This is a genomic window from Chryseobacterium tagetis, assembly GCF_016735585.2.
Taxonomy (GTDB): Bacteria; Bacteroidota; Bacteroidia; order Flavobacteriales; family Weeksellaceae; genus Chryseobacterium; species Chryseobacterium tagetis.
Genome location: NZ_JAERSE020000004.1, coordinates 189,728 through 213,334, shown reverse-complemented (window position 1 = coordinate 213,334; position 23,607 = coordinate 189,728). Strand labels below are relative to the sequence as shown.

General features: G+C 35.1%; 16 protein-coding genes. 7 read left to right on the top strand and 9 right to left on the bottom strand.

Annotated elements, in window-relative coordinates; translation table 11 throughout:
• The first annotated feature begins 143 nt into the window (after nucleotides 1-143).
• The 3 genes from JI747_RS14865 to polA all read left to right on the top strand — a co-directional run bounded on the left by JI747_RS14865 (nucleotide 144) and on the right by polA (nucleotide 4,269).
• Entirely contained in the window at nucleotides 144-662 is a 519-nt protein-coding gene (locus JI747_RS14865) for a hypothetical protein (protein ID WP_225689677.1), read from the top strand.
• 114 nt (nucleotides 663-776) lie between these two features.
• Nucleotides 777-1,295: a hypothetical protein gene (locus JI747_RS14860; RefSeq protein ID WP_225689676.1), complete on the top strand. Its 519-nt coding sequence runs from the start codon at nucleotides 777-779 to the stop codon at nucleotides 1,293-1,295.
• 133 nt (nucleotides 1,296-1,428) lie between these two features.
• Nucleotides 1,429-4,269 carry a DNA polymerase I gene (gene polA, locus JI747_RS14855; RefSeq protein WP_225690035.1) on the top strand — a complete coding sequence of 947 codons (2,841 nt, stop codon included), beginning with the start codon at nucleotides 1,429-1,431 and terminating at the stop codon, nucleotides 4,267-4,269.
• 75 nt (nucleotides 4,270-4,344) lie between these two features.
• Here the strand turns inward: polA and JI747_RS14850 are convergent, their stop codons facing one another.
• The 5 genes from JI747_RS14850 to JI747_RS14830 form a co-directional block, all read right to left on the bottom strand.
• Nucleotides 4,345-5,166 (bottom strand): GLPGLI family protein, encoded by an 822-nt coding sequence (locus JI747_RS14850; RefSeq protein WP_225689675.1) that lies wholly within the window; start codon nucleotides 5,164-5,166, stop codon nucleotides 4,345-4,347.
• Between the two features lie 22 nt (nucleotides 5,167-5,188).
• On the bottom strand, nucleotides 5,189-5,587 hold the full coding sequence (locus JI747_RS14845) for an immunity 22 family protein (protein WP_225689674.1): 399 nt from the start codon (nucleotides 5,585-5,587) through the stop codon (nucleotides 5,189-5,191).
• 88 nt (nucleotides 5,588-5,675) lie between these two features.
• Nucleotides 5,676-6,263: a hypothetical protein gene (locus tag JI747_RS14840; protein ID WP_225689673.1), complete on the bottom strand. Its 588-nt coding sequence runs from the start codon at nucleotides 6,261-6,263 to the stop codon at nucleotides 5,676-5,678.
• Nucleotides 6,264-6,394: 131 nt separating this feature from the next.
• Nucleotides 6,395-6,952: a YdeI/OmpD-associated family protein gene (locus tag JI747_RS14835; RefSeq protein ID WP_225689672.1), complete on the bottom strand. Its 558-nt coding sequence runs from the start codon at nucleotides 6,950-6,952 to the stop codon at nucleotides 6,395-6,397.
• A gap of 10 nt (nucleotides 6,953-6,962) precedes the next feature.
• Nucleotides 6,963-7,460: a hypothetical protein gene (locus JI747_RS14830; protein WP_225689671.1), complete on the bottom strand. Its 498-nt coding sequence runs from the start codon at nucleotides 7,458-7,460 to the stop codon at nucleotides 6,963-6,965.
• Between the two features lie 174 nt (nucleotides 7,461-7,634).
• Here JI747_RS14830 and JI747_RS14825 point away from each other — a divergent pair, with 174 nt between their 5' ends.
• Nucleotides 7,635-10,520: a M16 family metallopeptidase gene (locus JI747_RS14825; RefSeq protein WP_394371154.1), complete on the top strand. Its 2,886-nt coding sequence runs from the start codon at nucleotides 7,635-7,637 to the stop codon at nucleotides 10,518-10,520.
• 59 nt (nucleotides 10,521-10,579) lie between these two features.
• Here the strand turns inward: JI747_RS14825 and JI747_RS14820 are convergent, their stop codons facing one another.
• The 4 genes from JI747_RS14820 to ligA form a co-directional block, all read right to left on the bottom strand.
• Complete coding sequence (locus tag JI747_RS14820; protein WP_225689670.1) at nucleotides 10,580-12,721, bottom strand: S46 family peptidase; 2,142 nt, start codon at nucleotides 12,719-12,721, stop codon at nucleotides 10,580-10,582.
• 88 nt (nucleotides 12,722-12,809) lie between these two features.
• A complete protein-coding gene (locus JI747_RS14815) occupies nucleotides 12,810-13,457 on the bottom strand; it encodes an MgtC/SapB family protein (RefSeq protein WP_225689669.1) in 648 nt (215 codons plus the stop codon).
• Nucleotides 13,458-13,567: 110 nt separating this feature from the next.
• Nucleotides 13,568-14,029, bottom strand: coding sequence for a nuclear transport factor 2 family protein (locus tag JI747_RS14810; RefSeq protein WP_225689668.1), 462 nt, complete (start codon nucleotides 14,027-14,029; stop codon nucleotides 13,568-13,570).
• A gap of 108 nt (nucleotides 14,030-14,137) precedes the next feature.
• A complete protein-coding gene (gene ligA, locus JI747_RS14805; RefSeq protein ID WP_225689667.1) occupies nucleotides 14,138-16,141 on the bottom strand; it encodes an NAD-dependent DNA ligase LigA in 2,004 nt (667 codons plus the stop codon).
• Between the two features lie 240 nt (nucleotides 16,142-16,381).
• On the opposite strand from ligA, the gene JI747_RS14800 reads away from it, so the two are divergent.
• From JI747_RS14800 to JI747_RS14790, 3 genes are all read left to right on the top strand, one after another.
• Nucleotides 16,382-19,489 (top strand): TonB-dependent receptor, encoded by a 3,108-nt coding sequence (locus JI747_RS14800; RefSeq protein ID WP_225689666.1) that lies wholly within the window; start codon nucleotides 16,382-16,384, stop codon nucleotides 19,487-19,489.
• A 63-nt stretch (nucleotides 19,490-19,552) separates the two neighbouring features.
• Complete coding sequence (locus JI747_RS14795; RefSeq protein ID WP_225689665.1) at nucleotides 19,553-20,299, top strand: glycerophosphodiester phosphodiesterase family protein; 747 nt, start codon at nucleotides 19,553-19,555, stop codon at nucleotides 20,297-20,299.
• Nucleotides 20,300-20,614: 315 nt separating this feature from the next.
• Nucleotides 20,615-23,587 (top strand): SusC/RagA family TonB-linked outer membrane protein, encoded by a 2,973-nt coding sequence (locus JI747_RS14790; RefSeq protein ID WP_225689664.1) that lies wholly within the window; start codon nucleotides 20,615-20,617, stop codon nucleotides 23,585-23,587.
• Nucleotides 23,588-23,607 lie beyond the last annotated feature (20 nt).

Here is a 23,607-nt window from a genome sequence, read left to right as displayed (position 1 = left end):
CGGCACCTTTTTCAATTTTTAAATTCTTGACTCAATTCAACATTCACAAAAATATAATGGAGACTTAAAATTAAGCATGATTTGAAAAAGTTTTTTTGAAATATTATAAACTCTTATAGCTATCGAGATAATTTCTAGAAAAAATGAAGAAAATAACATTGTCTGTATTCAATAATAAATATACTTTTTGGACAACATTAATTACCATATTTATTTTATTTCCTTTTGCAATACTATTAATTAAAACTTTACATATAAAATATACTGTAAGCCAAACACAGTTTATCATAGTAATACTTAGTCTAGTTTTTGGGATTTTAATTATGGTGATGAAAAGTACCATCCAGAAAATTTCTTTTATAAAATTGGAGGACAAGGTTTATTTGAAAGACGAGAAAGGAAAAGAAATATGCTTACCAGATAATACAACTTACAATATTTACAATTATAATTCAAGAAAGGCCTTTATGCTGAGAATTACTACTCAAGCAGAAACAAAATATTTTTTATCATCTGATATAAATATGAAACCAAGTATTGAAATTTTTTTTGCACAGTTTTTAAGAAAGCCTGCTACTAAGGATCTTTATATTAAAGCTTTTCCAAATTTAATTTGTTTTGCTTACATTATGATAAGTATTGTTTGTGTTTTATATGTATAGGTGAGTAGTTAAATTTTTATATTTAGATATAAATTATGCATAGGAGATAATCCTATAATAAAGAATTGATATAAATAACTCTGAAATTTAAATTAAGAAGAATTGAATTATAATATGAATGAAAAACTTCCATTTACAATTAAAGGATATTATCATCACACAGTCTTGAAAACGGCTTATTTGTGGCTTCCTTTTTTTACTATTATAATCCTGATTTGCTCTTATTTTGAGAAAATTCGGTTTATTTTGTATTTATCAGTAGGTGCCATAACATATGCTTTTATTATTAATCAATTAAAGAAAAAAGCAATACCTATAAAATTTAACATGGATAAAATAGTGATTAATACTATTGATATTCCTTTATCGGCTATTGAAAATTATCATATTTCTGTACCTTTAAATGAGCTTATTATGCTAAGAGTAAAGAAAAAAAATAAAAATGAGGCTGTTTATATTGGAAAAGAAGAGAAAGAGCAGATCGAAGAATTTTTTAAGAATGCACATATTCCTGAAAAGAAAATTTCGTATGATAATTATTTACAATTTGGACATTTAATATTACCTTTTGTAGCATTGATTATCTGTGGTGTTATGTACAAATTATATTATTATATTCAATATGGCTTATAATTAATTTTATATATTAATTATAATATCATAAAGACTTTAAATGAGGTCTTTTTCAGTCTCCAATTTCCGGTTCTTTTATTCCGCAACGTAAAGGGAAAACACTTTTTCCTTATATTTGTTCTTTATGGAAAATATGGACGCAACTCAAGATAAAAGGTTATTTCTTATCGATGCCTATGCAATGATTTTTAGAGGATATTATGCATTGATCAGGAACCCTAGACTTACAAGCAAAGGACTGGATACTTCTGCTATTTTCGGTTTTACAAACTCACTGATAGAATTGATTCGAAGAGAAAAACCCTCTCATTTGGCTGTTGTTTTTGATGTTGGGAGAGCAAGTGTAAGAACAGATGATTTTGCGGATTATAAAGCCAACAGAAGTGAAACTCCTGAAGCCATTAAAATTGCGGTTCCTTATATCCATAAAATATTGGAAGCCATGCATATTCCTATTTTAGGAGTGGAAGGATATGAAGCCGATGATGTTATCGGAACTATTGCCTGTAAAGCCGAAAAAGAAGGATATACCACTTTTATGGTAACTCCGGATAAGGATTTTGCCCAATTGGTTACCGATAAAATTAAAATGTATAAGCCGAGCTCAAAAGGTGGCGAAATTGAAATTTTAGGGGTAGAAGAAGTCAAGGCAAAATATGAAATCGAAGATCCGAAACAGGTGATCGATTATTTAGCGATGATGGGTGATGCGGTCGATAATATTCCTGGATTGGATGGAGTCGGAGAAAAAACCGCTATGAAATTTCTGAAAGAATTTGGAAGCATTGAAAACCTTTTAGCCAATACAGATAAGTTAAAAGGGAAAATAAAAGAAAAAATAGAAGCATCTGCAGAACGCGGAATTTTATCTAAAAAATTAGCAACTATTATCTGTGATGTTCCTATTGAATTCCATCAGGAACAGTACGATCTGGAAACTCCCGATTTTGAGCAGGCAAAAGCAGTTTTCGAAGAAATAGAATTTACAAGATTGTATGAAAATCTTTACCGCGCTTTCGCTCCGACAACAGTTACAACGGCTGTTGTTGCTGAGGTTGAAGTGGCTGTAACAGAAACGACACCACAACAAAAAGTGGCACAGGCAGTCGGTCAGTTAGATCTTTTTGCGACTTACGAAGAATTGGAACAGGCAACCTCTACAAAATCTACTATTGATCATAATGACCATTTATATCAGTTTGTGGATAATCCGAAAGCTCAGAAGATGTTAGTGAGTAATTTATTGAAGCAGCAAGTGGTTTGTTTCGATACGGAAACGACATCTCTGAACGATCTGGAAGCTGAATTGGTAGGAATGAGTTTCTCTTATAAAAAAGGATTGGCATATTATATTCCTTTGTCCGAAAACAGAGAAGAAGTTTTACAGACTTTGGAAATTTTCAGACCTTTCTTCGAAAAAGAAGATCTGGTAAAAGTTGCCCACAATCTAAAATTCGATTATAAAATCCTTAAACAATACGATATTACTGTAAAAGGAGCCATGTTCGACACTATGATCGCACATTACCTTCTCAATCCGGATGGAAGACACGGAATGGATTATCTTTCAGAAGTCTATTTGAATTATAAACCCGTTTCCATAGAAACCATTATCGGGAAGAAAGGTAAAAATCAGGGTAATTTCAGAGATGCTGATTTGAGAACTCAGACAGATTACGCAGCAGAAGATGCAGATGTGACGTTCCAATTGTATGAATTATTTGCTCCCCAATTAAAAAAGGAAAACTTAGAAGACTTATTTTTCACGATAGAAATGCCATTGATGGAAGTCCTGGCCAAAATGGAACTGGCAGGAATTTCTCTGGATGAAAAATGGCTGGCTCAGGAAAGTATTGACCTGGAAAATGACTTAAAACAATTAGAATTAAAAATATTCGAATTGTCGGGCGAAGAATTCAACATGAATTCACCAAGACAATTGGGAGATATTTTATTTGAAAAAATGCAGCTTGATCCGAAAGCCAAAAAGACTAAAACAGGTCAGTATGCGACTTCGGAAGATGTACTTCAAAAACTGGCTTCAAAACATGAAATTATCAAGCATATTCTTGAATACAGAACCTATCAGAAATTAAAATCGACGTATGTAGATGCTTTGCCGTCACAGATCGAAAAAACAGATAACCGTGTTCATACCAATTTTTCTCAAACGACGGCTGCAACGGGTCGTTTGGCGAGTGTAAACCCCAATTTGCAGAATATTCCGATCAGAACATTAAGAGGTCAGCAAATTCGTGGTGCCTTTGTTTCCGGTGAAGGGAAAAAGATTATTTCTGCCGATTATTCACAGATTGAATTACGTTTAATTGCGGAAATTTCAGGAGAAGATAATATGATCAAAGCGTTTCAGGATGGGGAAGATATTCACGCTTCTACAGCGGCAAAATTATTTAAAATTCCGTTGGAAGAAGTTTCAAAAACGCAGAGAAGTCAGGCAAAAACAGTCAACTTTGGGATTATTTACGGACAGGGAGCTTTTGCACTGGCTGAGCAAACCGGTTTGTCCAGAACAGAAGCAAAGCAGATGATCGAAGCCTATTTTGAAACGTATCCGAAGCTGAAAGAATATATGGCTGAACAGGTAAATAAAGCCCGTGAAAGAGGGTATGTTGAAACTATTTTAGGAAGAAAACGGCATTTAAAGGATATCAATTCCAATAACTTTGTCGTTCGTGGTCATGCCGAAAGAAATGCGGTAAATGCTCCGGTTCAGGGAAGTGCAGCAGACGTAGTGAAAATGGCCATGATCAAGATTCAGAAAGAGCTGGAAAAAGAAAAGCTTCAGACCCAAATGTTACTTCAGGTACATGATGAATTGGTGTTTGAAGCGCCAATTGATGAAATTGAAGTCGCTACCAATATTATTAAAATGGAAATGGAAAATGCTATAGAAACGCAGGTTCCTTTGTTGGTGGAAATTGGAGTAGGAAATAACTGGCTGGAAGCACATTAATTTATTTTAAAACATAAAAAATCCCTGAAATTATTCATTTCAGGGATTTTTTATTAATGAAGATCAAGACTAATATTAGATTGTAGGATAAGGAATTGCCTTATCTTTTTCTATAGGATTATAATATTGCTTAATCATATTTTGAAGATGTTTCTTTTTTTGATCAAGCTGATCCTGAGTGGTTATCTTTTCTCCTGAAATAATAACGGTTCCGCCACTTTTTAAGCTGTTACTCATGTCTTTTACAGGATCGGCGTAATAATCAAGTTTTACCTTATGATATTGCTTAAGGCTTACTGGAATAGGCTTATTACCGTAATGAGTTTCCAAAAAGTTAAGTGTAGAATACGTTTCCGGAATATTGGTATTTTTGATAAGCTTATATTTAAAATCATTATTTACATCCGAAAGTTCAAAAATAAGTCCGGGTAAGCCTTTAAACTTATAAGGTCCTTCCTGAAAAGGAACTTCTGTGGAAAACCATGCGCTCCATTCTCTTCCTCCGAAATTTGTTGTTGCTTTTTGTAGAGTGTATTGATCCGCTTTTTTTGTTTCAGTACTGATTTTCCACTGCATTTTATCAGTAGAGTTAATGACGAAATAGTCGTACATATTGTCATGAAAAGACTGATTGTCGAATGAATTGGCTTTTCGGATAATCAACTGATCACTCAATGTATTGGATTGCCAGTTTTGTCCGGTTTTCTTACTTATAGAGTCCATTTCAAGAAATTTGTAATCGTAGAATTTTACAAAATCCTTATCAATGTCAAGAACCATATTCATTTTTTTCTCTTTACCATCGAGTACGATTCCCAATTCATAAATAAATCTTTTGGTTTGGGAAAATACAGTGGTAAAGAGCAGTAAAAGAAATACTGCTAACGTTTTTTTCATATATGCTATTTTGGTGTTGCGATTAATACTCAAATTCAATTCCGCCAAGATAGGTCAAAGAAAAATAATCGTTTTCTATAGATGTTGGCTTAGGAATTTGTCCCTGGCTTACAAAGACTAATGAATTGATATCAAACTTAAGGTCCATTTCATTAATTTTCTGGATCAATATTGGAAGCCATTCTTCTGCAAAAGAAAACTCAGCAAACTTCTCAAAAAGCCCCATATTAGAATCATCGAAACCGTATTCTATTAAATCCTGATCAAACCATAAGGTATTTTGAGACTCCGCAAACTTTGAAACAAAAACATCATCAGAATCTTCTTCCAGATAAAAGTTTTCATCTTCTTCTACAAAATTGTAAAAATCGTCCTCGCTATTGAAATTTCCTATCCAAAAATCTAGTACTTCTGTATTCATCTATGTAAACTTTACTTTAAAAATCAAAGGTATAATAATAAATATTTTAAGCAAAGTAATCTTTGAGGTCATTTAAGAATTTGACAATTTAAAGGGGTTGAAATAGATATTTCAGCAGTTCATTTGCAGTTACAGAATCTTTCTTTTGAATCTGAGAACATTCAATATTATATTCTAAAGTTTTTTTCTTAGAATAAAGATAGTTTTTAAGCCAAAATTTACCTTTGGATTGAATGAATTTTGGATCTAGCGAAGGACCTATTTCATATCGATATTCGGAATGGCAGCTTAAGCAGTTATTTTCATACAAAACAATTCCAGGTGGAGATTTTATGTCGGAAAACTCTTGTAAATTAATTTTTAATGGTGATTTTCGCTGTGAATGGTTTAATTTGATTGTTTTATAAATATTTAAAACCTCTTGAATATTTCCATTTTTATTGAACATATAAAATCCATCAGTTGAATCTATTTTGGGAATATAAATTGAAGCAAACCCACCATAATTGTTTGAAGAAGTTTCAAAAATAGCTTCAATTCCATCGATTGTCATTTGCTTAAAACGATTATTTCGTAGCGGTTCTTTATATAATTTGGGATTATACATTCCATACTCCATGAAAATAGTATCCTTATCTTTTGAAAGATAGGAAATGTAAGAATCAATCCCGTTCATTTTTGTCAGTTTCCAATCAGAAGGATATTCAAACTTTACTTTTCCAACTTCCAGCTGATGAAAAGAAATATTTTCTTGTTTTATACAAGATGTAAGAAATAATAGAATGAAAATTATTAAAATACGATTCATCATAAAACTCTTTTTCCCAATTCACTTTCCCTGATTGTCTTTTCCAATCTAGACAATCTTGTTTTCTCCTGTTTCGCGCTCATGATCCAATGAAGCATTACTTTTTTATAAGACGGAGCTTGATTATTAAAAAATTCCCATGCTTTTTTGTTTGCTGTAAACTGTTTTTCAAATTCAGGATCCAGTGTTGCGGGTTCTTTTTCGTGAGAGTAAATGGCAGACTTTTCTTCCTTTCTTAATTCAAAAGCTTTTAATCCTTGTGGAGTCATTAATCCGGCTTTTGTGAGGTCTTCAATTTTTTTAATATTGATAGCACTCCAAATACTCGTAGATTTTCGGGGAGTGAAACGGATGCTGTAACTTTCAATATCAATCGACTTTCTCACCCCGTCTATCCAGCCAAAACACAACGCCTGATCCACAGATTCGGACCAGGTGATAGAAGGCTTTTTTGTTCCGACCTTGAAAAATCCAACGAGAAGTTCCTTTTTGTTTTGATGGTTTTCCTCAAGCCAGTTTCGGAACTCTTGTGAGGTTGGGAAGAATGTTGCTGACATTTAGGTTAATTTATTTTGCAATTTCAATTTTTACAATCTCATTAAATTTATCTCCTTTGCTGTAAGTAATTCTTACGTTTAGATTATTATATAAGTCATTACTTCTGTCACCTCCGAAATGATTAAATTCTGATATGGCATTTTCAGAATATTGAAAAACCACAGAATTTACTTCAAAACTATCAATTTTTTGCTTTCCTTCTAATCTTTCTCTGTAATTGGAAATTTTACCTTCTACTTTCCCCAAATTTTCCGATTCAAGAAGTTTTGTAATTCTTTCTTTTGTATTATCTGGAGTGAAAAATCTTAGGTAAATATATCCGGGAAGTGATGTCACAATGAATAAACTTATTAAAACTAAGTAAAGCTTTTTATCCTCATTTTTTTGAAATTTCAATACTAAGAAAAATGCAATTATAGAAATAATCAGTAATACTAAACAGACGGAGTACGATTTAATTGAATTACTTGGAGTATCTAGAAGTGACCAATACGTATAATATTCCATGAGAAGCTGTTTGAATAAGTAACTGATTCAAATTTAAAACATTTTATGGAAGAGATTGAGAATATAAAATTAAATTTTAACATTTTACAATCATGACAATAGACGTAATATTCATGAAATTTTCAGAGGTTCCTTTTTGATTCCTTACATTTGTATGCATTCTTGTTTTTAAGAATGAAAATGAGTTTATTTATGACCAACGGAAGATACAACGAAACAATTCATACAGATCCGAACAATTACGAGTATATCACAATTTCTAACGACGAAAATAAGGTAAGAACTTATACATTAAAGAATGGACTAAAAGTTTTTTTAGCCCAGAACTTTGATGCTCCAAGAATTCAGACCTATATTCCGGTGAGAACAGGAAGTAATAATGATCCTTCTGATAATACGGGATTAGCACATTATCTTGAACATATGATGTTTAAAGGAACGTCAAAGATCGGAACTCAGAATTGGGAAAAAGAAAGTGAATTATTACAGCAGATATCAGAATTGTACGAGCAGCATAAGGCCGAATCTGATCCTGAGAAAAAGAAAGCCATCTATAATAAAATAGACGAAATTTCTCAGGAAGCAAGCCGGTATGCGATTGCAAACGAATATGATAAGGTAATTTCTTCGTTGGGAGCAACAGGAACCAATGCACATACCTGGTTTGATGAAACGGTTTATAAGAACAATATTCCGAATAACGAGCTTGAAAAATGGCTGAAAGTTGAAAAAGAACGATTTTCAGAAATGGTTTTAAGGCTTTTTCATACCGAACTGGAATCTGTGTATGAAGAATTCAACCGTGCGCAGGATAATGATTCGAGACTGGTGAATTATGAACTGATGGATGCGCTTTTTCCAACCCATCCGAACGGACAGCAAACCACACTGGGAAAACCGGAACATCTGAAAAACCCTTCGATGAAGGCGATTCACAAATATTTTGATGAATATTATGTGCCTAATAATTATGCAGTCGTTTTGGTTGGAGATTTAGATTTTGAAGAAACCATTCAGCTTGTAGATCAGTATTTTGGGGCAATTCCTTACAGAGAGCTTCCAAAAAAGACTCCGGTTATAGAAAAACCGATTACAGAAATTGTAAAAAGAACTGTAAAAAGTCCGACGACACCAAGAGTGCAATTAGCTTGGAGAACTGAAAGTTACGGAACCAAAGAATCGATATTAGCAGATATTATAGCCAATATTCTAAGTAATAGAGGAGAAGCGGGATTGATGGATTTAAATATCAACCAGACTCAGAAATTACTTTGGGGGCAGGCTTTTTCTGTAGGATTAAAACAATACGGATATTTTTCAATCGTTGCCGTGCCTAAAGAGACCCAGACTTTGGATGAAGCCAAAGAATTGGTTCTGGAGCAGATTGAACTGGTAAAAAAAGGAGATTTTCCGGATTGGATGCTTCCTGCTATTATCAATGACTTTAAGCTGCAAAGGATGAAAACCTTGGAAACTGCAGATGGATTGGCCACCAATCTTTACGATACTTACATTAAAGAAAGAACCTGGGAACAGGAACTGAATGAAATGGATGAATATGCAGGTTTTACGAAAGAGGATGTTGTTGAATTTGCGAACGAATTTTTTAAAGATAATTATGTTATTGTTTATAAGGAAAAAGGAATAAACGATAAATTGATCAGGGTGGAGAACCCGGGAATTACTCCCGTGAAAATCAATCGTGAAGCACAATCAGAATTTTTACAGCAGATTTTAGCCGAAAAAACCGGAGATATTACTCCTGAATTTATTGATTATCAGAAAAAAATAAAAACGGATGTCGTTAAAGATAAAAAACTGAGTTTCGTTAAAAATAAGTATAATGATATCGCACAGGTTCATTTTATTTTCCCGTTCGGAAGCGATCACGACCGTGATTGGGGAATTTCTACACAGATTCTTCAATACTTGGGAACAGACCGGTTTTCGCCGGAAGATCTGAAAAAAGAATTCTTTAAAATTGGGGTTTCAAATGATTTTAAAACGTCCAATGATCAGCTTTTGGTTTCTTTAAGCGGATTGGAAGAGAATCTTGAAAAAGGAATTGAGCTGTTGCAACACTGGATGTATGACGTAAAACCAGATCAGGAGATTTACAGTCAATTCGTAGAAACAGTGTTGGAGAACAGAACGGCGGTAAAAAAAGACAAAGGAAGAATTATGTCAGCTTTGACGAATTATACAAAACTGGGGGAATTCTCCCGTTTTACCGATATTATTTCAAAAGAAGAGCTTGAAAGCAGCGCTATTGAAGTCTTTACCGACAGAATGAAAAACCTGTTCAGATTCCCTTATCAGATATTTTTCTACGGGAAATATTTTGAACATTTTACAGCCTATATCGGAAAATATACGGAGAATGAAAGCCTTTCAGTTCCGGAACCTAAACAATATCCGGAACCGGAGACCATCGGGAATGTTTATTTTACCAACTATGATATGGTACAAATGGAAATGAGCAAGGTTGGGAGAGGACATTCGGTAAACATTGATAACTTCGGAAAAATCAATGTGTTTAATGAATATTTCGGAAGAGGATTATCATCCATCGTATTTCAGGAAATTCGTGAAAGTAAGAGTTTAGCCTATTCTGCTTATGTTTCGTACGCTCCGAACTCGGAATTGAATCATCCTGATTACATTACAACGTATATCGGAACACAGCCGGATAAATTACAGATCGCGGTAGATACCATGACAGAATTGATGAGCGAACTTCCTGAAGTTCACAGTCAGTTTGAAAATGCCCGAAATGCAGCATTGAAGCAGATCGCATCAACAAGAATTACAAGAACGAATATCTTTTTCAATACATTGAGGCTGAAAAAACTAAATATTCATCACGATTTTAGAAAAGATATTTATCAGCAGATCGAAAATCTTCGTTTTGATGATCTGAAACAGTTTTATAATACAGACATTAAACCGATTCATTTCAATACGGCCATTATCGGGAAAAAGGAAAACCTGAATAGAGAAGCAGTAGATCAGATGGGAACTTTTAAAGAAGTAAGTCTGAAAGATATTTTTGGGCATTAAAAAACAAAAACCCCGAAAATTTTCGGGGTTTTATTTTGCCTTAATTGAAGTAAAGCTGATTATTTGATCACTTTCATTTCATCAATCAGCCATTTTGAATCGGCATATTTATCGATGATGAAAAGAATGTATTTGGTATCTACCATGATGTTTCGGCTGAAACGAGGATCGTAGTTGATATCACTCATCGTTCCTTCCCACTGTCTGTCGAAATTCAGACCAACTAAATTTCCGTTGGCATCCAGAGCAGGACTTCCTGAGTTTCCTCCTGTAGTATGGTTGGTTGCCGTAAATCCTACCGGAACATCTCCTGTTTTATCTTTATACACTCCGAAATCTTTTTTACTGTAAAGATCGATTAGTTTTTTAGGAACATCGAATTCATAATCTCCAGGAACGTATTTTTCCATTACACCAGCCAAATGCGTTTGGTAGTTATAAGAAACAGCGTCTCTCGGGCTTGACCCTTTTACTTTTCCATACGTTACACGAAGGGTAGAATTGGCATCCGGGAAGAATTTTCTGTCTTTATCCGTCTCCATTTGCTGAGCCATGAAAGTTTTCTGCAATTCATCGATCTTACCCTGTAAAGAAGTAAACTGAGGATCTGCCGTTTTCATATAGGTTTCTCTTAACGTAACATAAATCTGATAGATAGGATCCTTTTTCAGTGTTTTGATCAGTTTATCCTGATTAGAAAGGGCTTTTTCAATATCTTTAGAAGTAGAAGCTCCGTTTACTTCAGTTCTTCCTGTAATGATAGAATTTTTAGAGGCTTCTTCAATAGTTTGGATATTCTGAGTCTCATTTTTATACTTGTCAAATCCTGCAGGTAAGAATTGTGGAGCGGTTTTATTAGCATATAACGCTAAAAGTTTTGCCGTAACCTTTGCATCTAATTCAGCGCTGTAATCTTTGTAGAAAGAAGTTAATTTGCTCTTGAAAGCAGCCGTTGCTTTTTCATCCATTCTTCCGGCTTCTACAGAAGTCACATAGTTGTAGTAAAGATTTGCTAACATTAATGTTTCAGCATTTCTTAAAACTTCTGTATAATAAGCATTGTTAAGTGCGTAAGGAGCCTGGTCGTTGTATAATTTATTAAGCTGATCTAAGGTAGATTTGATCTCATGGTTTTTAGCCACCAAAGAACCTTCATACATTACTTTTTTCTCAACCGCGTTAGATTTTTTTAATCCTTCAACCTCACCGATCCATTTTTTCCAGTAATTGGCTACTGAAGCATATTTTGAAGCATACTTGATACGTGTAGCATCATCAGCACGCATTTTTTCGTCCAATGTTTTTAAAGCTACATCTCTCACTGCAATTCTTGCCGGATCGATTTCCTTCATGATCTTTTCAACTGCAATGGCCGGTAAATATTCCGTAGTTCTTCCTGGGAATCCGAATACAAAAGTGAAATCATTTTCATTTTTATCCTTAATGGAAACCGGAAGATAATGCTTCGGAACATAAGGAACATTGTCTTTTGAATATTCTGCTGGTTTATTATCTTTTCCTGCATAAATTCTGAACATAGAGAAATCTCCCGTATGTCTTGGCCAAACCCAGTTATCAGTATCACTTCCGAATTTTCCGATACTTTGTGGCGGTGCTCCTACCAATCGGATATCTTTATACGTTTCAATAGTATAAGCATAATATTTATTTCCGTAATACATAGATTTTACAGAAATAGACTGGTAAGACTCTATTTTTTGAGAGTTTTTATAAACTTCAATATTATTAGCAATTTTTTTCGAAAGCTCAGGCTCTGTAAGCTTGTCAGTTCCTTCAAGAATTTGCTGGGTAACTTCTTTGATGTCTACAATGAAATCTACCGTAACACCCGGGTTAGGAAGTTCTCCCTCCGAATTTTTAGCCCAGAACCCGTTAGATAAAAGATCGTTTTCAACCGTAGAGTGGGCTTGTATCTGCCCATATCCGCAGTGGTGGTTGGTAAGAAGCAATCCTTTTGGAGAAATAATTTCAGCGGTACAGCCTCCGTTGAACTGTACTACAGCATCTTTAATACTTGGTTTTTGAACATTGAATATATCTTTAGCAGAAATTTTCATCCCCAAATCTTTCATTTCCTTTTCATTAAGCTCTGTCGGGATCCACATTCCGCCATATTGCTGGGCAATTCCTAGAGAAAAACTAAAGAATGCCGAAGCAATGAGAATATTACGTTTTATCATTACAAAAAATTTTGCCTAAAAATACATAAAATTAATTTTTTACTAAAAGAAAAAGACCGCTTTTGAGGGCAGTCTGTTTATTTTTTGATTAAAACTGGTAGGCAATAATTTTTTCGTCTTCCATGAGATTTTTCATTAAAGCTTCATGATGGGTATTATTTCCTGTGATAATCCATGTTGTGGCAAGATTACCTTGCGTATATTGCTGCTTTGAAAGAATAAATTTTAAGTTGTTTTTTACAAAAAGTTCTTCACAGTGTTTGATATCATGATAATTTACAACGGCAATTTTATATTCTCTGATTTTATGCTTTTTGTCAATAAATCGTTCAAAATAGGTTAAAGAACTTAATATTAATAATACTAAAACTGTTCCTAATAATGCAAGATAAACATATCCAGAACCAACCGCCATACCAATGGAAGCAGTTGCCCAGATTGTGGTCGCCGTCGTAATTCCCCCGATTTTATTATCATCTTTGAAGATGACTCCTGCTCCCAAAAAGCCAATTCCTGTAATGATATTGGCCGCCAAACGGTCAGGATTGGCAATTCCTATTTTTAAAGATAAAACGGTAAATACACAAGAACCAAAACATACCAAAATAAAGGTACGCAATCCCGCAGATTTGTTTCTGTATTCACGTTCTGTACCGATAAGCAAGCCTAAAATCACAGAAATAAAAATGAGAACTAAATCGTTCTGAATAACATAGTGATCCTTTAAAAATTCCATTGGTTAGATTGTAAACTTCTTTGATTAAAATTACGATAAAATCTTTAATCAAAGAAGTTTATTGAGAGTATAATCCGGAAAACTCAATCTATAAAAATGTTGCCGTACTTTTAAAACATAGGATGTGCATTGGCTGCTTTTTCAGGAACAGTCTCGTGAACATCCCAGTGTTCCGCAATTTTTTTGTTTTCTATTCTAAAAATATCAATCACAGACTGCAATTTTCCATCTGGCAAAATATTCTTGATGTGAAGAAATACCAGATCGCCTTCTGCTGCAATATGCTGAACATCAATTTTCGTTTTTGGTTTATTTTGCAGCCAACCCTTTATCGCTTTTTCAAATGCTTCTGAACCATCAGCAACATTTGGATTATGCTGGATATAAGTTGGAAGAAGATAATGATCAATATTTCCGAAATCGTGATCTCCGAAAATTTTCTGATAAAAATCTACTACCAGTTTTTTATTGTAGTCCAGATCAGATGGTGATACTTTTTTACTTTGTGCATTCAATCCCATTGAAAAGAAAGAGAATGCCAGTAAACTAAAAATTGCAATAGTTTTTCTCATTTTTTTAATATTAATTAATAGCAAAGATAATTAAATGTAACTAATTTTGTTACATTTAAGAATGATATTTTAAATTGCTATAAAAAACGATCTCAAAATGGAAAGCGATTATGAATTAATCAGATCCAAAAACTGCTGTTCATCCAGTATTTCAATCGTTCCTATATCCTGAGCTTTTTTCAGTTTGCTTCCTGCTTTTTCGCCTACTACAAGATAATTGAGGTTTTTAGAAACTGCAGAAATGTTTTTCCCGCCATGTTTTTCCACCATATCTTCAGCAGATTCTCTTGTGAATAATGATAGTTTTCCGGTGAAAAGGAAAGTTTTCCCTTCTAAAGCGTTGGAAAGAACTTCATTGGTACTTTCTCCTTTCTCTAACTGAACTCCGTAGGATTTTAGTCTTTCGATCATTAGAATATTTTCGGAATTGGCAAAGAAGTCTACGATGCTTACTGCGATTTTTGTTCCGATATCTTCTACCTGACAAAGCTCTTCTGCGGTCGCGTTTTTCAGATCTTCAATAGTGGGGAAGTTCTTAACGAGTTTTTTGGCAACGGTTTCACCGACATGTTTTATTCCGATCCCATAAAGAACCTTTTCAAACGGAATTTCTTTCGATTTTTCGATTCCTGAAATAATATTTTGTGCAGATTTTTCAGCCATTCTTTCCAATGGTAACAGCTGTTCTTTCTTTAAAACATAAAAGTCTGCCGGATTTTCAATCAGTCTTTCTCTGTAAAGCTGTTCGATGGTTTCACTTCCTAAGTTTTCAATATTCAGGGCTTTTCTGGAAACATAATGAATCATCCTTCCTACAACCTGCGGCGGACAATGAAGTTCATTCGGGCAAAAATGAATCGCCTGATCTTCAATTTTTACCAGTTCTGTTCCACATTCAGGGCAGTGTTTGATGTATTCAATCTCTTTGCTTTCATCAGTTCTTTTGTCAGTATTTACCCCGACAATTTTCGGGATAATTTCTCCGCCTTTCTCTACATACACAAAATCATTTTCATGAAGATCAAGTTTCTTGATAATATCTTCATTGTGTAAAGATGCTCTTTTTACGATTGTTCCGGCCAGTAAAACAGGTTTCAGATTGGCAACCGGTGTGATGGCACCTGTTCTTCCCACCTGATAAGAAACACTTTGTAATTCGGTTTCTACTTTTTCTGCTTTAAATTTATAAGCCATTGCCCAACGTGGAGATTTTGCAGTATATCCAAGCTGTCTTTGCTGTTTTAATGAATTGATTTTTAAAACAATACCATCGATTTCGAAAGGCAATTTATGTCTTTCAGTATCCCAGTACGTGATAAACTCTTTTACCTCATCAAGTGTTGTACACAGTTTTGCCTGTTGAGAGGTTTTGAATCCCCAACTTTGCGCTTTTTGGAGTAATTCCCAATGAGATTCTGCAGGAATATCATCAGAAATAAACTGATATAATACGGAAGAAAGTCCACGCTTTCTTACCTCACCGCTGTCCTGCATTTTCAAACTTCCGCTGGCTGTATTTCTAGGGTTCATGAACGGATCAAGTCCTTCTTCTTCACGTAATGCATTGATTTTATCAAAGTTTTTTCTTGTCAGATAAATTTCACCGCGCATGAAGAAATGCTCAGGAAAATCACCTTTTAGCTTTAATGGAATATCCGAAATCGTACGAACGTTGGCTGTAATTTCATCCCCTTGAAAACCATCTCCACGGGTAACTGCCTGTGACAGCTTTCCGTTTTCGTACAAAATAGAAATGGATGCTCCGTCATATTTGAGCTCTGCAACAAATTCTACGGGTTCATCAATGGTTTTAATAATTCTTTTTTCCCAGTCTTCAAGATCGTTAAAATCATAAGAATTGTCCAGAGAATACATTCTGAATTTATGCTGAACCGTCGGGAAAACTTTGGTAATTCCGCCACCAACACGTACGGTAGGAGAATTTTCATCATAAAATTCAGGATATTTTGCTTCCAGATCACGCAGTTCTTCCAAAAGGACGTCAAAGTCATAATCTGAAATGGTAGGCGTGTCTAAAAGGTAATAGTTTTCATTATGCTGATGAAGCTCCTTACGAAGTTCCTCTATTTTTTGTTGAATGTGTTCGGACATTGGGTTTCTATCTTTTACGCAAAAGTAATTAAAGTAATCGCATTTAAAAAATAGGTCAATTAAATATTCTGAGAACATTAAAATCCATTAATACACCCTAACAGACTGATTAAATAACCGATAGAATGCCTGTTTACAATGGTTTAACATAATGTTATCATTTAATTGAAAAAATGTTAAAATTCTCTTAAACACCTAGGTGTGAAGGTCGATATACCTTTGCACAGCTAATTTGACAAAATGAGAAAAGTAAAAATTGTATTGGGATTATTGTTCTTGAGTTTCGGAACACTGGCGTATGCACAAACCACGCAGGCGTCGATTGTAGGAAAGGTAACTGGCGTTGGAAAAACCGCTCAGGAGAAAGTGAAAGTGACGATTATTAATGAATCTACAGGTTTTAAAACAGAGACTGAAACCAACTCAAAAGGGGAGTATATTTTCAAAGAAATTCCTTTGGGAGGACCTTATACGGTGATTGTAAATGATGAGAAAAGAGAGGGGTATACAGTGAACTTTGGGGATCAGGTAACGGTAAATATGAATTTAGGAAGTGAAAAAACAATCGAAGAAGTGGTTGTTGTTGGAAATCTTAAAAACAAAATCGGAAACCTTGGTGCTGCCACATCAATGTCTGCTAAAAACATCGCAATTTTGCCGGTAAACGGAAGAAATTTCGCCAATTTGGCTGAGCTTTCTCCTTTAAGTGGTAAAAACGGAAGTATTTCCGGGCAGTTGAGTTCTTCCACCAATTTTACAATTGACGGGATGACTGCAAAGAACCCGACTTCTGCAGGGGCTACAACAAGCCGAAGCGGCGCTCCGTTTTCTATTTCTATGGAAGCGGTTCGTGAATTTAAAATCACAACCAACCAATACGATGTAACGTTGGGAAGAAGCGGAGGTGGAACAATAAGTGCCGTGACAAAATCAGGAACCAACAAATTTTCCGGAAGTGCCTGGGAATATTTGAGAACCAACTGGCTTTCGAGCAAATATGACATCAGAGGAAACAGGATCAATAATGATTTCTCAACGTCTCAGTTTGGTTTCTCGTTGGGAGGTCCCATCATTAAAAACAAGCTCCATTTCTTCATGGCTTGGGATCATCAGTTAGATTCAAGACCATTGCAGATTGCGGATATCAAATCGCATGAGGATGAATTGAGATTAAATACGACAACTGCAACGCTTAATAAATTCTTAGATATTGCAAGAGCAAAATATGGCGTTGGAAATACGCCTCAGTTTGGAAGCTTTGATAAAGTGAGAAATTCTGATGCAGGATTTTTACGTTTAGACTGGCAGATTAATGATAAAAATTTATTGACATTAAGAAACAACTTTACTTACGATTTAAATAAAAACGGATTAGGAGATAATACGGCAATTAATGCCTTTGAGTCTTACGGAAATGATAAAAACTTAGATAATAGCTTGTTATTGACTTTAAGATCCAACTTAAAGCCCAATATGACCAATGAATTAAAAGCTCAATATCTTTATACGGCACAAGACAGTTATCAGAATGATGAGCTGGGTCATGCGGTTCCGAGAGCTATTGTTGAAAATATTGTTTCCAGTATAGATGGAAAGGATAAAGCAACCAATATCCAGATCGGAGGTCACCGTTTCGGGCAGGAAAGTTTTAGAAATAATGTTTTCCAGATTGTGGATAACTTATATTATAACACCGATAAAATTAAATATACTTTCGGAGCAGATCTCATGTACACTATGGCAAAATCGATCTACGGAAGTGAGGTGAACGGAAGATTCCATTTCAGAGAAAATCCGGCAGCAAACGGAGGCGATAATTTGTATAATTTCAATAACCTTATTGCTTACAGATTTTACAGAGAAGTTCCTTTGATGGACGATCCATCAGTAAAATCGAATATCTATAATTTAGGAGTTTACGGACAAATTCAGACTAAAATTGCAAAAGGTCTTGATTTGATGGCTGGTTTAAGATTGGATTACGGAGGGTATCCGAAAGCAGGATTCAATCAGAAACTGTATGATGAGATGGGAATCAGAACAGATAATCAGATCAAATCATTTATTATTCAGCCAAGATTCCAGTTTGACTGGAATATTAATGAAGGAAATAAAGATTTCTTAAAGTTCGGAGCAGGGATTTTCTCTTCAGATATTAACAATTATATGATTATCAATAATTTGGTATTTGATGGAAGACATTTGGCAACAGTAGACGTAGATCCTTCTAAAATTGGGCTTGTTCCTGATTTTAACGCCTATAGAAATGATTACGGAACGGTTCCTACGTTGGCTCAATATCAGCTTCCTACAATCAATTACACAGGAAAAGATGCGAAAATTCCTATCGTTTACAAAGCCAATATTTCTTATACCCACTTCTTTAATGAAAGATTCAGAGCGGGAGTTGCGGGATATATGGCTTTAGGCAGAAACAATTATTTCTATTACGACAGAAACATGGCAGCAAACCCATATTTCACGTTGGATAATGAAGGGGGAAGAGGCGTTTACGTTCCGGCGGCATCCATCGCAGCGAACGGAACCATGAACTGGAAAGACGGAAGAATCAACCAGAATTTCGGGCGAGTTCTTGAGTTGGTAAGTGATGGAAAAGTGAATCAGTTTTCATTCGTGGTAGATACGAGTTACCGTTACTGGAAAGATGGAGAAATCACAGCAAGTTATACTTGGGCAGATATTAAAGACAATACTTCTTACAACGGAAACGTAGCAAATTCAGCAACCTTATCAACTCCGGTTGCGAGTGATCCTAGAGATTTAAGAATGAGCTATTCGGACAACCAGTTCAGAAATAAAGTAGTCATTTATGGTAACTCTCCTACAATTGCAGGATTTACTTTAGGAATCAGATATGCCGGAATGGGAGGAACCCGTTTCTCTGTCACTGCCGGTGGAAACGTAAACGGAGACTTTGTAGATACAAATGATCTGGCTTATATTTTCCCGAATCTTACACAAACGCTGATTGATAATCCGGATGTAGGACAGGCATTGAAAAATTATATCACAGATTACAATAATAAAGTAGCGGAAAGAAATGGCGGAAAAAACAAATTCTACGGAGTTTGGGATCTTCGTATCGCAAAAAAGATCAAGTTTGAAAAAATCGGGGCGTTTGAAATTTCGGTTGATATTTTCAACGTAGCGAACTTACTTAATAGAGAGTGGGGAGTTAATAAATCATACAGTAATATGTCTCTTTACAGAATTACAGGCTTTGATCAGGTTACGAAACAGCTTAAATATAGCTTAAATACAAGTGGTTTAGAACCATTATCAGGAAATCCTTACCAGATTCAAATTGGGGCGAAGTATTCGTTTTAATAATTAAATACTACTTTTATCTAAAAGTTTCGAAGCTTTTTATATAAACTATCAAATTATATTATGAAAAAAATTATCTTAGGGTTAGCAGTTTTAAGCACAGTCGTAATGAAGGCACAAACCCAGATTATTGCACACAGAGGTTATTGGCAGACACAGCCTGCAACCACAGAGAATTCACTGAAATCATTGGAAAATGCTCAGAATTTGAAAATATACGGATCTGAGTTTGATGTGAGAATGACGAAAGATGGTGTTTTGGTTATTAATCATGATGAGCACCACGGGAAAATGGAAATTTCAGAAACCGATTTCAAAGAACTGGAAGCACTGAAATTGTCGAACGGAGAGAAATTTCCTACTTTAAAAGATTATTTAAAGCAAGGGAAAAAAGACAAATCACTAAAACTGATCGTAGAAATAAAGCCGGACAAAACGAAGGAAAAAGAAGATGAACTGACGGCAAAGACTCTTAAGATGATCAGAGAAATGAAACTTGAATCTCAAAGTGAATTTATCTCTTTCAGCTTGAATATCTGTAAAGAAATCAAAAGACTTGAGCCTACATTCAAAGTTCAGTATCTGAGAGGAGAATTGTCACCTGAGCAGATCAAAAGTGAAGGATTAGACGGAATCGACTATCATTACAGTATCTTCCAGAAAAATCCTACCTGGATTTCCGAAGCTAAAGCGTTAGGATTGGTTACCAATTCCTGGACGGTAAATGAAGTAGGAGTGTATGATGAATTGAAAAAACAAGGCATTGGTTTTATTACGACCAATATTCCTGATCAGCTGAAAGGAAAGTAATAATTTATCAGATTATGTGCTATACAGCCTGTTTCTTTGGAGACAGGCTTTTTTGTATTTATTGAATCGTAGGCAGAGCTCTTTCCAAAAGGGAAAAGTCCTGTTTTATGCGGAAAAGACAATAAAGTTAGACAAATGTGAGACAGATCTGATATTAAAAACACTTAATTATGTTAAATAGATGATAGCCAGTGTTTTGATGTTTTTTGTTAAAACTGAATTCATATTCCGTTTAATGATTCTTTAATAAATGTTAAGATCTTGTTAAAACCCTTACGGGCAGGTCGTTTTAATTTTGCGCAAACAAAAAAGGATATGCGTAAAGAGACTCAAAAGTTACTGGTTTTGGCACTCTTAGGATTAGTAAGTGTCAATCTGGCGGCTCAGCAAAAAGCTAAAAAAGATACCATCAAAAGCATTGATGAGGTAGTTGTAACGGCACTCGGGATTAAAAGACACGACAAATCTCTGGGGTACGTAGCTACAAAAGTAAACGGAGAAGAGTTTACCAAAACTCAGAACAATAACTGGGCACAGGCTTTAGAAGGTAAAGTGGCAGGTTTGAAAATTCAGACAGCAGGCGCCGGACCTTTGGGAAGCTCAAAAATTACATTGAGAGGGGCAATTTCTATGAACCTTGATCAGAATGGAGCACTTATCGTAGTAGATGGAGTGCCTTTAGGAGGAACTAACACAAGTAATGGCAGTGACGCATATGCAGCAGGATCAGGAGGCGATGTACCGGTAGATTTCGGAAATAATTTCAACAGCATCAACCCGGATGATATTGAATCGGTAACGGTATTGCAGGGAGCTTCTGCAGCGGCTTTATATGGTTCCAGAGGTGCAGGTGGAGCAATCATGATTACAACAAAATCAGGGAAAACTAAGAATGGAAAGGTAAATGTAACCTTTAATTCTTCCTCCAGCTTTGATTCGGTTTTAAAATGGCCGGATTATCAGCATGAATACGGACAGGGAACTTTGGCTAAAAATACGGCGGGACAGTTCTATTATTCTTATGGAGCTTCAGCAGATGGAGTAAGTACGGGAGGAACAAGTAGCGCTTTTGGACCTAAATTTAACGGACAGTATTATTTCCAATACGATCCGACTATAGAAGGACAAAGTAAATCAAGACAGCTTTGGAGATCTTATGACAATAATGTGAAAGATTTTTGGCAGACAGGGGCTACTTATTCTAATACTTTAGGAGTAGAAGCATCTAACCAAAATACTTCCTTCAGAACCTCTTTAACCTATCAAAAAAACGAATGGATGATGCCTAATACGGGATTTGACCGTTTTAATTATGCATTGTCTTTAGACCATCAGCTAAACTCAAAGCTTAAGGTGGTTGCCAAGTTTGCTTTCAACAGTACAAAAAGTGACAATCTTCCGGCAACAGGCTACAATAACCAATCGATTTCATATTTCATGATTTTCCAGAATCCGAATGTAGATCTGGCTTGGTACAAACCGGTTTGGAAGCAGGGGCAGTATCAGACGGCGCAGATTCACCCATTCAGTTCTTTTATTGATAACCCTTATCTTATTGCTTATGAAATGCTGAATGGTTTAGATAAAAAATTTATCACAAGCAACGTCACGGCGACTTATAAATTAACGAAACAATTTGACGTAATGCTTCGCTCTGGGATCGAGTTGACTAACGAAGAAAGAACCACTAAAAGACCTTGGAATTCTGCCAACTATGCTCAGGGATATTACAGGGAACAATATATCAAAAACTCTGAGTACAACACAGATTTATTATTTTCTTATAAGAACAAACTTGGCAAATTAAACTATAATATTTCTGCCGGAGGAAATATAAGATACAACGAATACGTTCAGAACGATTATAAAGCAACAGGCCTTAGAATAGCAGGTTTATATGAGCTTACCAATGCTGTTTCTTTACAATCCTTATTTCCAATTCCTGGAGATAAAGAAATGAACAGTATTTATGGTTTGGTAAACTTAAACTATAATAATATCTGGTTTGTAGATGTTACCGCAAGAAACGACTGGAGCAGTGCTTTGCCAAAAGAAAACAGATCTTATTTTTATCCGTCTGTAACGACTTCATTCATTCTTTCCGATGCGTTGAAGTTAAAATCAGAATCATTTAACTATTGGAAATTAAGAGGTTCTTGGTCTCAGGTGGGGAATGATACAGAGCCTTACAAACTTTATCAATTCTACAATTCCAGCGGGTTTACAGGTTCGGCAGAAACCAACAATCTTTTATTGAATGCTAACCTGAAGCCGGAAATGAATACCAATATTGAAGCCGGGATGGATTTTGGATTCTTTAATAACCGATTAAACTATATTGTAACCGTTTATCAGAATAATACCAAAAATCAGATTATCCCGGTACAAACGCTTGCAGAAAGTGGGTATACCCAAAGAATGATTAACTCCGGAGAAGTAAGAAACCAAGGGGTTGAAATGATGCTTAATGCTACACCGGTAAAATCTAAAGATTTCTCTTGGAATGTTTCTGCGAACTGGTCTTTAAATAAAAATAAAATTCTTTCATTACCTGCAGAATTTCAGGGAGAACCTTATACCATGTCAAGTGTTGGAGGAGTATTATTTTACAATGCTGTTGTAGGAGGTTCTTTAGGAGATATGTATGGATATAAGTTACAAAGAGCTCCGGATGGACAGGTAATTTACGGAGCAGATGGTCTTACTGCAAAATCTACAGAAATAGAATACGTAGGAAATGCCTATGCTAAATGGAGAATCGGTTTACAAAACTCTTTCCGATATAAGAACTTCGCTGTGAGTTTCTCTATTGATGGTCAGTACGGAGGGAGAGCATACTCACAATCTCATCACAAAATGTCTGAGCAGGGTAAACTTACCAATACTTTGATGGGAAGAGACAATCCTGACGGAATGATAGTGGGGCAGGGTGTAGTACAGAATGCAGACGGAAGCTTTTCTCCGAATACAAAAGCTGTACTTCTTACCAGTTATTATGCAGATTATTACAGAAGAGCCAATATTGAGACTAACTCATTCGATACCTCTTTCGTAAAGCTTAGAGAAGCGAATATCACGTATTACTTCCCTAAAGACTTAGTAAAATCATTAAAAATGACAGATTTAAGCCTTTCTGTTTTCGGTAGAAACCTTTGGATGTGGACAAAATTCCCACTTTTCGATCCTGAAGCTGCCACTTTAAATAATGGATCTATCACTCCGGGAGCAGAAGTAGGGCAGTTACCGACGGCAAGAACAGTAGGGATTCAGCTTAATGTTAAATTTTAAAAACCAAGTCATAACAACCA

What these genes read in the sequence shown, in the direction of transcription:
- JI747_RS14865 (WP_225689677.1), top strand. Translation starts at nt 144, where the DNA reads ATGAAGAAAATAACATTGTCTGTATTCAATAATAAATATACTTTTTGG.
- JI747_RS14860 (WP_225689676.1), top strand. Translation starts at nt 777, where the DNA reads ATGAATGAAAAACTTCCATTTACAATTAAAGGATATTATCATCACACA.
- polA (WP_225690035.1), top strand. Translation starts at nt 1,429, where the DNA reads ATGGACGCAACTCAAGATAAAAGGTTATTTCTTATCGATGCCTATGCA.
- JI747_RS14850 (WP_225689675.1), bottom strand. Translation starts at nt 5,166, where the DNA reads ATGAAAAAAACGTTAGCAGTATTTCTTTTACTGCTCTTTACCACTGTA.
- JI747_RS14845 (WP_225689674.1), bottom strand. Translation starts at nt 5,587, where the DNA reads ATGAATACAGAAGTACTAGATTTTTGGATAGGAAATTTCAATAGCGAG.
- JI747_RS14840 (WP_225689673.1), bottom strand. Translation starts at nt 6,263, where the DNA reads ATGAACGGGATTGATTCTTACATTTCCTATCTTTCAAAAGATAAGGAT.
- JI747_RS14835 (WP_225689672.1), bottom strand. Translation starts at nt 6,952, where the DNA reads ATGTCAGCAACATTCTTCCCAACCTCACAAGAGTTCCGAAACTGGCTT.
- JI747_RS14830 (WP_225689671.1), bottom strand. Translation starts at nt 7,460, where the DNA reads ATGGAATATTATACGTATTGGTCACTTCTAGATACTCCAAGTAATTCA.
- JI747_RS14825 (WP_394371154.1), top strand. Translation starts at nt 7,635, where the DNA reads ATGAAAATGAGTTTATTTATGACCAACGGAAGATACAACGAAACAATT.
- JI747_RS14820 (WP_225689670.1), bottom strand. Translation starts at nt 12,721, where the DNA reads ATGATAAAACGTAATATTCTCATTGCTTCGGCATTCTTTAGTTTTTCT.
- JI747_RS14815 (WP_225689669.1), bottom strand. Translation starts at nt 13,457, where the DNA reads ATGGAATTTTTAAAGGATCACTATGTTATTCAGAACGATTTAGTTCTC.
- JI747_RS14810 (WP_225689668.1), bottom strand. Translation starts at nt 14,029, where the DNA reads ATGAGAAAAACTATTGCAATTTTTAGTTTACTGGCATTCTCTTTCTTT.
- ligA (WP_225689667.1), bottom strand. Translation starts at nt 16,141, where the DNA reads ATGTCCGAACACATTCAACAAAAAATAGAGGAACTTCGTAAGGAGCTT.
- JI747_RS14800 (WP_225689666.1), top strand. Translation starts at nt 16,382, where the DNA reads ATGAGAAAAGTAAAAATTGTATTGGGATTATTGTTCTTGAGTTTCGGA.
- JI747_RS14795 (WP_225689665.1), top strand. Translation starts at nt 19,553, where the DNA reads ATGAAAAAAATTATCTTAGGGTTAGCAGTTTTAAGCACAGTCGTAATG.
- JI747_RS14790 (WP_225689664.1), top strand. Translation starts at nt 20,615, where the DNA reads ATGCGTAAAGAGACTCAAAAGTTACTGGTTTTGGCACTCTTAGGATTA.